The organism is Pirellulales bacterium (assembly GCA_035499655.1).
In the GTDB taxonomy this organism is placed as follows: domain Bacteria; phylum Planctomycetota; class Planctomycetia; order Pirellulales; family JADZDJ01; genus DATJYL01.
The window spans coordinates 1-11,961 of record DATJYL010000044.1 but is presented as its reverse complement, the minus strand read 5'-3'; the positions used below and the strand labels follow the sequence as shown (position 1 = coordinate 11,961).

11 protein-coding genes are annotated in these 11,961 nt (G+C 57.4%); 6 read left to right on the top strand and 5 right to left on the bottom strand.

The annotated features are described in order from the left end of the window. Positions 1-193 precede the first annotated feature (193 nt). Positions 194-2,500 (bottom strand): VCBS repeat-containing protein, encoded by a 2,307-nt coding sequence (locus VMJ32_02825; protein HTQ37931.1) that lies wholly within the window; start codon positions 2,498-2,500, stop codon positions 194-196. A 255-nt stretch (positions 2,501-2,755) separates the two neighbouring features. Continuing rightward, entirely contained in the window at positions 2,756-3,325 is a 570-nt protein-coding gene (efp, locus tag VMJ32_02820) for an elongation factor P (protein HTQ37930.1), read from the bottom strand. A gap of 50 nt (positions 3,326-3,375) precedes the next feature. On the opposite strand from efp, the gene epmB reads away from it, so the two are divergent. Genes epmB through VMJ32_02805 form a run of 3 tightly spaced genes read left to right on the top strand, consistent with a single transcriptional unit; the run spans position 3,376 to position 6,216 of the window. Beyond that, positions 3,376-4,401, top strand: a complete 1,026-nt coding sequence (gene epmB, locus VMJ32_02815) for an EF-P beta-lysylation protein EpmB (protein ID HTQ37929.1) — start codon at positions 3,376-3,378, stop codon at positions 4,399-4,401. A 13-nt stretch (positions 4,402-4,414) separates the two neighbouring features. Continuing rightward, entirely contained in the window at positions 4,415-5,449 is a 1,035-nt protein-coding gene (locus tag VMJ32_02810) for an NAD-dependent epimerase/dehydratase family protein (GenBank protein ID HTQ37928.1), read from the top strand. Between the two features lie 44 nt (positions 5,450-5,493). Next, on the top strand, positions 5,494-6,216 hold the full coding sequence (locus VMJ32_02805) for a CPBP family intramembrane glutamic endopeptidase (protein HTQ37927.1): 723 nt from the start codon (positions 5,494-5,496) through the stop codon (positions 6,214-6,216). Here VMJ32_02805 and VMJ32_02800 read toward each other — a convergent pair. Together VMJ32_02800 and VMJ32_02795 are read right to left on the bottom strand one after the other, a co-directional pair. Beyond that, complete coding sequence (locus VMJ32_02800) at positions 6,142-6,810, bottom strand: hypothetical protein (GenBank protein HTQ37926.1); 669 nt, start codon at positions 6,808-6,810, stop codon at positions 6,142-6,144. The genes VMJ32_02805 and VMJ32_02800 overlap by 75 nt on opposite strands. 14 nt (positions 6,811-6,824) lie before the next feature. Next, on the bottom strand, positions 6,825-7,325 hold the full coding sequence (locus VMJ32_02795; GenBank protein HTQ37925.1) for a hypothetical protein: 501 nt from the start codon (positions 7,323-7,325) through the stop codon (positions 6,825-6,827). On the opposite strand from VMJ32_02795, the gene VMJ32_02790 reads away from it, so the two are divergent. Next, positions 7,324-7,578 carry a hypothetical protein gene (locus tag VMJ32_02790; GenBank protein ID HTQ37924.1) on the top strand — a complete coding sequence of 85 codons (255 nt, stop codon included), beginning with the start codon at positions 7,324-7,326 and terminating at the stop codon, positions 7,576-7,578. The two genes, VMJ32_02795 and VMJ32_02790, sit on opposite strands and share 2 nt — an antisense overlap. 38 nt (positions 7,579-7,616) lie before the next feature. On the opposite strand, the gene VMJ32_02785 is transcribed toward VMJ32_02790, so the two are convergent. Then, on the bottom strand, positions 7,617-9,191 hold the full coding sequence (locus tag VMJ32_02785; protein ID HTQ37923.1) for an amidophosphoribosyltransferase: 1,575 nt from the start codon (positions 9,189-9,191) through the stop codon (positions 7,617-7,619). A 202-nt stretch (positions 9,192-9,393) separates the two neighbouring features. Between VMJ32_02785 and proB the strand changes: the two genes are divergently transcribed. Continuing rightward, positions 9,394-10,563 carry a glutamate 5-kinase gene (proB, locus tag VMJ32_02780; protein ID HTQ37922.1) on the top strand — a complete coding sequence of 390 codons (1,170 nt, stop codon included), beginning with the start codon at positions 9,394-9,396 and terminating at the stop codon, positions 10,561-10,563. Positions 10,564-10,618: 55 nt separating this feature from the next. Then, a complete protein-coding gene (locus VMJ32_02775; protein HTQ37921.1) occupies positions 10,619-11,941 on the top strand; it encodes a hemolysin family protein in 1,323 nt (440 codons plus the stop codon). Positions 11,942-11,961: the final 20 nt, after the last annotated feature.

The following is an 11,961-nucleotide window of genomic DNA, read 5'->3' as shown; positions in this document are numbered from 1 at the left end:
GAAAAGACAAGACGACGCCGCACGCGCAAATTACGGATAAGCCTTCGGCCGGGAACCCAGCCTGGGAAGCGGCTAAATACCTGAAGCGCAGTGCCGGGTCAAGGCGTGTTTATCAACCATCTCATCGATCAGCGCCGTGCCAGCAACCGTTAGCGCACGATCAACGCTTTCAATCTGCCCCCGTACGCCAGCATCACGAATTCACGTCCAGGGCCAGGTAAAAGCCGCCGTTGAAGGCTGCATCCGGATCCGCTAGCAACTGCGTATAAAACTGCAGTGGATTGGAAAACTGCGGAATGCCAATCACGTGCACCAGGCTGCTCGGCGCATCGTTGCCCAGGGCAAAAACCAAATCCGTGGAATTTGTCACGACTTGCAGCGGCGCTAGTTTGTTTGGAAACACACTGGCAACTTGAAACACCAGCGAGGCGGTCGGCGGCGCGCCCGGCAGAATCGCCCATTCTTGCAACTCGGAATTTCCGCCGACGCCGGCGCCCACGGTGACCAGCGCCCCCATCGACGCCACATTCACACCGCCGCGGAAACCCGCGGCAAACGGATTGAACGCCATGAGCGGAGCCAGCGTGGTTTTCACGCTGCTGTTGTTGGCATTGCCGGGGTAAAGATCGACCGTGGCCGCCATGCCCGGACCGCTGCCAACAATGATCTGAGCACCGGCGCCGGTGAGCAAAACGTCGTTGACAACCACGGTCGCCCCGCCCAGGAACTTCGGGCTGAAAGCCAAGAATTGCGTGGAGGGTGTCAGCACCGGAGCGGTTGTGTTCGGCGGGGTCGCCCCCAGCGGGCCAAACGGCTGAGCGGCCATGCCGGTGTTGGTGAACGTTTGAATCACGGCGTTCCCCTGCGTCGGGGAAACCACCAGATCGTTCAATCCATCGTGGTTCAAATCGCCCAAGGCAACATTCACCCCGCCTCGGAACTTGGCCGAGTAGACATCGAACTGCTCGATCAGCGTGCCGGTGAGCAAATTGTAAACCTTGATTGTCGGTTCCAGACCGCGTCCGGGAGCCACGATGAGGTCGGGAATTCCGTCGCCGTTGACATCGCCCAGCGCTACGTGCACGCCCCCTTTGAAAGTCGAAGCGTAAGCCATCACCTGCGACATCGCCAGTCCGGTCGCTAAACCGGTCGCGGCATCGACAATTTTCACGAGCGGCTGGCTTGTTTTCGAGGCCGCCGCGCCATAGGCCAAAATATCTTCAATGCCCGACTGCTCAATGTTGGTGTAGTCCACAGGCTTGGGGTTATTGCCGGCGAATGTCCACTGTCCGGAGCCGCCCGCACCGGTAGTTCGCATGGCGCCTGTGGTGCCAACCAAGTTGACCGACAGGGAATCACCGGGCGTGGTGCTCGGAGCTTCTCCGTTTATGCTGATTTCCGTGTTCGCATTCGGCGTGACGGCAAAATGATTGATTCCCTGCGTGCCGTTAATTTGCATTTTTTCCACGCCGGCAAAACTTTGAATGATTTTCTCGCCGCCGACGTCGACTTCTCCCGTCACCACGTAATTTACGGCGACGCTGCGAGTGGAATCGTCGACGGTCAGTTGGTCATTGGTTCCGCTTCCGCCCACCACGGCAACCGGCGAGTGAATTTGCGACAGATCGCCCGTCCCCACCACGAACGTGCTATCGCCGCCACCGCCTTGTAACGACAACGGAATGTTGGCGTCCAATTCCGAAACGGTGAACTTATCGGGCAGCGTGTTCGAGCCGATCAACGACAGCGCCAGACTTCCGCCGGTGGCGGCAAATTGAATCGGGATATTGTTGGTGGGTCCGGCAAAGTTATCGATTTCGCCGCCGCCGATGGTCACGTTGCTATTGGCCAGCGTCGTCTCGCCGTAATCGCTGACCACCATCGTGTTGGAGCCGAGGCCCAGGTCGACATCGAGTGGCGCGAAAATGCCTTCCAAGTTGCCTTGATTGCCCGGACTTCCGCCCGCATCGGACGATACATTCACCGTATCGTTCCCGGTGCCGCCCAAGATGTGCGTTTCGGTAGCGAATTCTTGAACGTTATAGGTGTCACCGGCATTGCCGCCGTCGACAAACAGTTTCTGTACCCCGTCATAAATAAAATCAATAGTCGGGGTCGCTACGGCATTGAAGAACAAAGCGGGTGCAAAGGTAAATGTGTTACTTGTCGTTGGTAATCCATGAATGATAAATCTCGTGGCGCCGCCGGCACCGGCAAATGTGACGGTCGACACACCGGACTGAGTCATCGTGCCGCTGCCGATGTCAAACGAAATGGTATTCGCCGCGGTCATGCTGACTTCGAGCAGATCGGTGGTTCCCGTGCCGGTAAACTCTTCTGTCATCGTGCCGGCGTTATACAGCGCGGTGATGGACAACATCTGGCGTGTTTCCAGCCGTTCGAATGCGCGTGGCGAAGCGCAGACCGACCGCCGAGTGCGGCGTGCCGAGATAGCGCTCCCGCTGCGAAACCAATCGACAAGACGTTTGGAATGCCACATGATGCCAACTCCTGGTGCAACAAATCATTGAGGAATGAGAAACGGCGGGACCGAGATGCGCGGCGGCTTTTTGGCCGCAAATGCCGCAGCTCCGGCGGCCCTCAAAATAAACGGTCAAATCGGCCAAAGCAATGCAAGACCGTAAAAAAGCAGACTTATAAAGAAAAATGGGCTGCGCGGGTTTCGGCCGCAACAGCTAGCACTTGCTTACTTTGCGCGTCAGATTCTAGTCGCGTCGTGGCAGCTCGTCGGCCTTCATACCCGCACTCGCTCCAAATATTCCCCGGTGCGTGTGTCGACTTTGATCATGTCTCCCATTTCGATGAAGGCTGGGCAGATGACTTCCGCGCCGGTTTCCAATTTCACGGGCTTGGTAAGTTTGGTGGCAGTATCGCCGCGGACTGCCGGTTCGCAGTATTCCACCTTGAGCACCATGTGATTGGGCGCTTCGATACTGATCGGGTTGCCGTTGAACAACAGCAACGAGCAGTTGGTCCCTTCCTTCAACCATTTGGCTGCTTCATCGACCTGCTCAGAACTAAGCTCATATTGCTCGTAACTGGAGGTGTCCATGAAAACAAACTGCTCCCCCTGGCGGTACAAAAATTGTCCTTCGATCTCGTTGATGTCGGCCGCTTCCAACGAATCGCCGCTTTTGTAAGTGCGGTCCAACTGCGTGCCCCGCACGAGATTCTTCAGTTTGCACTTGTACAACGCTTGGCCTTTTCCCGGCTTGACGAAATTGCACTCGACCATCAAATACGGGTCGCCGTCGATCTGAACTTTCAAACCCTTGCGAAACTGGCTGGTGTTATAACTGGGCACGATGGAATTCCTACTTCGATTTTCTGTGGAAAGGGGTTATGTTATCGGGGATGATTTCAAAACCGCTGGCATCTCGTTCCGCGCTGCTCTCCCCTCCGACAGCCACTTGGCAGCGGATGATGAAGGAGGCGGTGCGCGACGCCGGCGAGCTGTGTCGGTTATTGGAACTGCCTCCGGAATTTGCCGCCAAAGCAACTCGCGGGACAAAACATTTTCCGTTGTTCGTACCGCGGCCGTTTCTGGCTCGGATGCGGCATGCCGATCCGGCCGATCCGTTGCTGCTCCAAGTCCTGCCTTTGGATGTTGAAACGGATACGGCGCCAGGATTTACTACCGATCCTGTCGCCGATGGTTCCGCTTCGCTGCAGCCGGGGCTGCTCCAAAAATATCACGGACGTGTGTTGATGGTAACAACTGGGGCTTGCGCCGTCCATTGCCGCTACTGCTTCCGTAGGCATTTTCCGTATTCCCAAACGCCCCGCTCACTTACGGACTGGCAGCCGGCGCTTGCGCAAATTGAAGCCGACGATAGCATTCACGAAGTTATTCTCAGCGGCGGCGATCCGCTGACTTTGGTTGATCCCTTGCTGGCGCAACTTGCCGAGCGGCTTTCAGAAATTGTGCACCTGCGGCGAATTCGCCTACACACGCGCCTGCCCATTGTCATTCCGCAACGGGTCACAACCGATTTATTAAATTGGCTGACCGGCACACGATTGACTCCCATCGTGGTCGTCCACGTGAATCACCCGGCCGAAATCGATGCCGCCGTGGCGGCCGCGCTGGGCAAACTTTTCGATGCCGGCGTGCCGTTGTTGAACCAAGCGGTACTGCTGCGCGGCATCAACGACAACGCCGACGCGCTGGCCGAACTGTGCGAGCGGCTGATCGAGTTGCGGGTGATTCCGTATTACTTGCATCAGTTGGATCGCGTTGCCGGAGCGGCCCATTTCGAAGTTCCTGTGGCTCGTGGGAAACAAATCGTCGCCGAACTGCAAGCTCGCCTTCCTGGTTACGCGGTACCGCGCTACGTGCAGGAAATTGTCGGCCGCGCGCACAAAGTGGACTTGACGTAGGATTGGTCTGATCATGGCCAATGTTTTTGTGACCGGCGCGGGAGGATTTATCGGGGCGGGGCTGGTATGGGAATTGGTGAAGCGCGGACACACCGTGCATGCTTTCACACGCAGCGGAAAAATCACCACGCCCCCCGGGTTTCTGCCCGAGCAACGGCCCGATTTTACACATCCGAATATCAAGATCGTGCAGGGCAACATCACCGACCGCGACAGCCTGCGCCGCGGCATGGACGGCTGCTCGCAGGTTTATCACCTGGCCGGGTACGCCAAAAATTGGGCCCGCACGTTTCAGCCGTATTTTGACAACAACGTGATGGGCTTGTGCCACGTATGTGAAGTCGCCAAGCAACTGGCGGTAGAGCGCATGGTGTGGACGTCCACCATGCTTACATTCGGCCCCACGCCACGCGGCGTGGTCGGCGATGAAACCACGGTTCGCACCACAAAATTCTTCACCGAATACGAACGGAGCAAATCCGGCGCTGAAGTCGACGCCCTGAATTACGCCGCCGACGGTCTGCCGCTGGTCATTGTCAATCCCGGCCGTGTGTTCGGGCCTGGCCACTTGAGCGAAGGCAACTCCGTCTCGCTGCTGATCGATATGTACGATTGTGGCAAGGTTCCATTTTTACTCGGCGGCGGCCGCAATGTCGGCAATTGGGTGTTCGTGGACGATGTCGTACAAGGGTTGATTCTCGCGATGGAGCATGGCCGCAGGGGCGAAAAATATCTTTTGGGGGGCGAAAACGCCTCGCTGAAAGAGTTCCTATCTCTGGTCGACAAAGTCAGCGGGAGGCGGCACTTTCAAATCACTATTCGCCGCCCCGCCGCGATGACCTATGCTTGGCTGTTGAAACAGCGTGCCCAGTGGCTGGGCGTGTATCCGCAAATCACGCCCGAGTGGGTGCGTGTGTTTCTGACCGATTGGGCCTACTCTTCCGCCAAAGCGCAGCGCGAGTTGGGCTACCGCATTACGCCGTTGGAAGAAGCGGTACGCATCACGTATGAGTGGTTGCTCCGAGTGCGGTCGGAAGCAAAGTCATAAATCGCGGCCAGCGCAACCAACACTACCGCTTTCCACAATTCGACATGCCCTCCCCAGCCATCCAACTTGCCCGCGACATGTTCAGCGGCGACAACCGTCGGGCGTCGGTCGTTTTGCTGACGAGCAGCCTGTGCCTGGCCGCCTGGCACCTGGTGGGCAATTACAACTTCTGGCTGGCCCATGTAACCCAGTGGATGCCGTCCGGTTTCGATCCGCAGTTGATCGCGAGCATTTGTTTCTTTGCTTGCAGCTTCGTGCTGCTAGGATTGATTCCGCTGTTGGTGGTGAAATTAATCTTGCACGAGCGCGTTGCAGATTATGGCTTGCGCTGGGGCGATTTGCGTTTTGGCCTGCCCGCCGTGCTGCTCGTCGCGCCGCTGGTCGCGGCCATTGGATATTGTTCCGCGCAATCGCCGGCGTTTCAGGCGGTATATCCGCTTTGTCCGATCGCGCCAAAATCCGCATCCGGATTGGCCTGGCACATGGTGGGGCAGTTGTTCTGGTACGCCGCCTGGGAGTTCCACTTCCGCGGCTTTTTGCAATTCGGCCTGGAAAAATCTCACGGGATTTCTGTGGGCATCTGGGTGCAAACGCTGGCCAGCATGCTAGCCCATTTTGGCAAACCGGGGGCCGAAGTATTCGCTTCCATTGTGGCCGGTGTTTTGTGGGGCGCACTGGCTTGGCGCACCCGATCACTGCTTGCCGGTTTTCTCCAACATTGGCTGCTTGGCGCGAGCTTGGATTTCTTTTTGTGCCGCCGCGTCTAGCTCGCGTGTTTCGCGCCGAACATTCATTTCTCGCTCACTTAATATCAAACCAAACATCGCGACTACTACCAAGGCAATCACGGTGAATGCAATCGAATGTCCCCGTATCTGCGGCGCGTCTTTCCCCAAACCGAAATAAACCCCAACACCATTCCAAACCCACAGTCCCGCCGCCACGCAAAACAGACCGAACAGCCATAGTAACCAAATGGGCGACCCATGGCGCAACATCTCCCCGCAATCGCCAATTCTCTGAATTGAGCCGGCGCCAATGTAGGCGCCGTTGGCAATCAAACAAAAGCCCGCAAGGAATTTCAAAAATCCGCTCGAGCGCCACAATGTTTTAAAAATCGTCCAAACTCCCATGGGCAGCAGCGCGCCGACAATCGGCCCACCCCACACGACAACCAGCGGATGTGGATTCGGCTCAACGTCGGTTCTAGAAATCGAAAACGGGTCGAGAATGACGTTGGTAACTCGTCCACCACTCATCCAGGCCGCCGCCATGTGACCGAGCTCGTGCACGTCCTGCATCAGCAGCCACGACAACAACAGCGTGGCAATTATCAAAACACACTGCTGAATTCGGAGCATACCGTGCCTCCGCATCAAGGACTCGGCCAATCCTCAAACATGATATTGCCAAGCTTGGCGTCCAGATAGTGAATGCCGAATTGTTTTAATGATGACAGCAATTTTTTGACTTCCGACCATCGAGATTCAAACAATTCTTGACCCTGTTGCTCCCAATCCCGCCAAACCTCCGCCGAAAACTCCGGCGGCTGGTCGATATAGGCTTTGGCGAAATCCAAAATGAACGGCGCGTTGACAAGCTTCATTTCCACGACTTGCAATTCATCGTTAAATCCCACCAATTGCGGAACCGAAAAGTTCAGAAGTTTTGTAATTCCAGCATCGGCAAACCGTTGATAGCAAATCCGCTCCTTCGTATAGTTCAATGAGTGAAACAGCGCTTTCACAGCGGTTTTTCGGCTCGATTTCCACACGCTCCCGTCGGTTCCGTGTCCGAGTGGGGTTTGCAAATCCAAGCGAATGCCGCATACTCTGGCATATTCATTAGCCCGCTCAAGTAATGTCAGGTCTGCCATGGGTACTCACTGGAAAGATGGCTATTCTTCTCACGTTGACCTGTCGCTAGTGGTCAATGGAGAAAAGCTTCGGGTCGCACAAGTTGGCCCCGAGTCCCTGATCTTACAAACCCCGCGCGATCTTGAACCCGGCTTCGCCGACCTGATTATCAGGGTCGACGATTCGATCGAGCAGTATCGAATCGCTTTGTACGAGGGATCATCCGCACGAAATCCCATCGTGCGGTATGATTCCGCCCGTGCTTGTGTTTAGTGCGCAAGAAATGCAGCTAGCGAAACCTCACTGCACCCTTATAGCGCCGCGGTGCTCTCGTACGTCCGCTGGCCGCTGCAAGTATGGGCTTGCTGAAGCGCAATTTGATAGAGCTTTTGCCCGTAAGGCGTCGGATACTCGCCGGTAATGCAGGCCTGACAAAGCTGGTCGGCATCAAAGCCGATGGCCCGGGCAATGGCTTCGACGGGCAAATAACGGAGCGAATCGGCCCCCAGGCGCTGGGCCATTTCGGCTTCGGCCAGCTCGTTCAATTGGCCGTCGCGTAAAAATGGGGGCGCGAAAAGTTCGCCGATGGTCGACATGTCGATGCCGTAAAAACACGGGGCAATGATCGGCGGGCAAGCCACGCGCACGTGAATTTCGCGGGCCCCGCCCATCTCTCGCAAGCGATGAATCAACACTTTCATGGTCGTGGAGCGAACGATGGAATCTTCCACCAAAATCACGCGCTTGCCTTCCAAAACTTCTCGCAGCGGCGTGTACTTGGTTTCGGCCTTTTGCCGACGGCTATTCCCTCCTTCGATGAACGTGCGGCCGGTGTAACGGTTGCGAATGAGCCCCTCCACCGCCGGCACGCGCAATTCGTACGCCATGGCATCGGCCGCGGCTTTGCTGGTGTCGGGGACCGGGACCACCACGGTGTCTTTGTCAATTTTCAGCGTTTCCAACCGCGCCAACTCTTCGCCCAAGTGTTTGCGCGTGAGATACACGCTGCGCTCGTCCATGGTGCTGGCGACATTGGCAAAATAAATCCATTCGAAAAAGCAATGCGCTTTCCGAGGCTGCCGGGCGAACGTGTGCAATTCGAATCGCTCCGGCGAGATGACTACCATCTGCCCCGGCAATAACGATTTGATACTTTCGGCCTGAAAGCCCAAATTCAACAGTGCCACGCTTTCGCTGGCGGCGGCAAACAACGGCCCTTCTTTGGCGTAGCACAACGGCCGTATGCCGAGCGGATCGCGCAGCACGACCATTTCTCCGACGGCGTTGAGAAACACCAGGTTGTATGCCCCGTCGAACCGCCGCGCAATACTGCGGAACACCTCGACCATGTCCGGCCGCCCGTCGCCGGACAACTCCCGGCTGATTTCGTGCATGATAATTTCGGTATCATTTTCCCGGGCCAAGTGGTTATCTCCGTCGGCCAGCAGCTTGGCCTGCAATTCCCGAAAATTCGCCAATTGCCCGTTGAAGCCAAAGCTGAACCACTTGTGCCGCTGCAAATGATGCCGCTCGAACGGCTGGGCGTAATTCCGGTCATCTTCACCGCAGGTGGCATAACGCACGTGTCCAATGGCCGCCCGGCCGGCATACTGCTTCATTAAGCTTTCGTATTTTCCGCGGTGGCTCATGCGGAACACTTCGCTGACGCTGCCGACGTCTTTGTGCGTTTCCAGCAGTTGCCGGCGGTCCGGGTCGTACGTGGTGATGCCCGCCGAAAGCTGGCCGCGGTTTTGAATATCCAATAGCATCCGCGGCATTAAGCGGGAAATCTCTTCCGCGCCTTGCACCGGGCACAGCGGACTGAGCACCGTCCCCGGCAAGTGATAGACCGCGGCCAAACCGCATTCGTGATGCAATTCGCTCATGGCACCTTCGGCTAAACGTGGTCGGGCATGTTGCCATCGATCGCAGTGGCAAGCGTGGGCCAGTGCATTGTACGGCTGCGAACGTCTTTGCTCAACAACATGTCAGATCATCGCAAAATCTCCGCATATTCTGCTAGACTTCCGGCTTCGCTCCGGGAAAGGTATGTTACTTTTGAACCAGAACTCTAATCCCTGCTCCGCCATGACCGATCTCGTTCGACAAGAAATTGCCGCCGCGGCCACCACTTGGATTGTGAAGGTCGGCACGCGGGTGCTGACGACCGAGGACGGTTTGCTGGATCAAAACCGTGTGGCGGCCTTGGCGGAAGAACTTCACTTTCTTATGCAAGCGGGGCGGAAGGTATGCCTGGTCAGCTCCGGCGCGGTCGGCGCCGGGTTGGGACGCCTGGGCATGAAAAAACGTCCTGCCGATTTATCGCGGCTGCAGGCGGTGGCCGCCGTGGGACAAACCGCGCTGGTCGAAGCCTATGACCGCTCGTTGAAAGCGCACGGCCGCCATGCCGCACAAATTTTGCTCACGGCCGACGATTTGGATCACCGCGCCCGTTACCTCAACATTCGCAATACCATCCTCACGCTGCTGGAGTTGGGCGCCGTGCCCATCATCAACGAAAACGACTCGGTCAGCACCGACGAGCTGCAAACCACTTTCGGCGATAACGACCGGCTGGCCGCCATGGTCACCAATTTAATCCGCGCGCCGCTGTTGGTCCTGCTCTCCGACGTGGAAGGCCTGTTCGACGGCGATCCGGCGAATCCCAATTCCAAGGTAATTTCTACCGTGACCAAATTGGATGACAGCATCCTCTCGCTGGTGCGAGATAAAACCACGGGCCTGAGCAAAGGCGGCATGGCAAGTAAGCTGGAAGCGGCTCGATTGGCCACGACCGCCGGCGAAAATGTCATTATCGCCAGCGGCAAGCAACCCGGCAATTTACGCCGTATTCTGGCGGGCGAACCCGTCGGCACGCTGTTGGTTGCACAGGGGCATGCCGTCGCTTCCTGGAAACGCTGGATCGGCTACACCGCCCAGCCGCGGGGCACACTAACGGTCGACGACGGCGCACGCCAGGCCCTGGAACACCAAGGAAAAAGTTTGTTGGCCATCGGCGTGATCGGCGTGGAAGGCGCTTTCCGCAAGGGCGATGTCGTCGCCATCCGCGATCCGGCCGGCACAGAGTTTGCCCGCGGTTTAACTAACTATTCCGTCGACGACGTCCTGCGAATTCAACGCTTGAAAACCGATCAAATTGCCGCCGCCCTGGGGCACTGTCCTTACGACGAAATCATTCACCGCGATAACCTGGCGGTGACCACGAACGCAGAAAGCAGAAAGCAGAAGGCAGACTGATGATTTGCTATATTCTGCTTTCTGCTTTCTGCCTTCTGCCTTGGGAGCCTGCTCCGTGCTCGGCACGCTGATCATCATCCTGCTGCTGATTATCGCCAACGGCTTTTTCGTAGCGGCGGAAATTGCCATCATCGCCGCGCGCAAGGGGCGTTTGGAACAACTGGCCGAAGAAGGCAGCCGCGCCGCGAAATTGGCCCTCGGATTAGCGGGCGAACCCAACCGTTATTTGCCCACCGTGCAGTTAGGCATCACGTTGGTGAATACGTTCGTGGCCGTGTTCGGCGGCGAAGAGTTGGTAAACCCGCTGGCGGAAATCGTCGCCAAAATCCCGCTCGATTTTATCGCCCACCATGCGCATTCCATTTCGCTGGTCATCATTGTCGTGGGCCTGACATTTCTGTCGCTCCTGTTGGGCGAATTGGTTCCCAAACAGTTGGCGCTACGGCAGGCCGAATTATTGGCCCGCGCAGTGGCCCCGGCGCTGCATTGGCTGTCGATCGTGGGCCGCCCGTTCGTCTGGCTGATGGGCCGCGCCAGCGAGGCCGTGTTGTTTGTTTTGCGAGTGGGCCAACCGACGGTCGACGAGCCCACTGTGTCGCTGGTCGACATTGAGCACATGATCGAAACCGGCACGGCCGAGGGCGTGCTGGAATCGGTGGAGCAGCGCGTGGCTTTGGAAGCGCTGCGCCTGGGGGAGCGCACGGTCCGCGACGTGATGCGGCCCCGCATTGATTTGGACGCGCTAGATGTCAACACACCGGCCGAGGAAGTGATTGGCGCCGTGGCCATGGCCGGCTTTTCGCGCCTGCCGGTCTACGAGGGGGATTTAGATCACGTGATTGGTTTCGTCCATATCAAAGATTTATTCCGTCAACTGCACCTCGGCTGGTCCATCGAGCTGCGAAAACTGCTCAAGCCGGCCCTGTTTGTGCCCGAATCGATGCCGCTGGACCGCCTCCTGGAATTATTTCAGGAGCAGCACAACCAATTGGCCGTGGTGCTGGACGAATACGGCGGCACGGAGGGGATGGTGACGCTGGAAGATGTCATCGAAAAATTAGTCGGCGAAATTCGCGAGGGGCATCGTTATGACCAGCAGCAAATGTTCGTGGAACGCGGCGGCGGCACGTGGCTGGTTGACGGCACCTTCGGCATCGCCGATCTGATCGAGCGCCTCGAACTGCGCGCCGACAACGCCGACGAGCCGCGCAGCTACAGCACCGTTTCCGGGCTGATTATGCATTCGCTGGGGCGCATTCCTTCCATCGGCGATACCACGCAATGGCACGGGCTGAATTTCGAAGTGGTCGACATGGACGGGCAGCGCATCGACCGCGTGCTCATTAGCCGCCACGTAGCAGAAATGACGAATGACTAATGACGAAAGAATGACGAATG

Bases quoted from the DNA above. Each gene is read 5' to 3' on its own strand.
- VMJ32_02825 (HTQ37931.1), bottom strand. From the start codon at position 2,500: ATGTGGCATTCCAAACGTCTTGTCGATTGGTTTCGCAGCGGGAGCGCT.
- proB (HTQ37922.1), top strand. From the start codon at position 9,394: ATGACCGATCTCGTTCGACAAGAAATTGCCGCCGCGGCCACCACTTGG.
- VMJ32_02795 (HTQ37925.1), bottom strand. From the start codon at position 7,325: ATGGCAGACCTGACATTACTTGAGCGGGCTAATGAATATGCCAGAGTA.
- VMJ32_02790 (HTQ37924.1), top strand. From the start codon at position 7,324: ATGGGTACTCACTGGAAAGATGGCTATTCTTCTCACGTTGACCTGTCG.
- epmB (HTQ37929.1), top strand. From the start codon at position 3,376: ATGATTTCAAAACCGCTGGCATCTCGTTCCGCGCTGCTCTCCCCTCCG.
- VMJ32_02805 (HTQ37927.1), top strand. From the start codon at position 5,494: ATGCCCTCCCCAGCCATCCAACTTGCCCGCGACATGTTCAGCGGCGAC.
- VMJ32_02785 (HTQ37923.1), bottom strand. From the start codon at position 9,191: ATGAGCGAATTGCATCACGAATGCGGTTTGGCCGCGGTCTATCACTTG.
- VMJ32_02800 (HTQ37926.1), bottom strand. From the start codon at position 6,810: ATGCTCCGAATTCAGCAGTGTGTTTTGATAATTGCCACGCTGTTGTTG.
- VMJ32_02810 (HTQ37928.1), top strand. From the start codon at position 4,415: ATGGCCAATGTTTTTGTGACCGGCGCGGGAGGATTTATCGGGGCGGGG.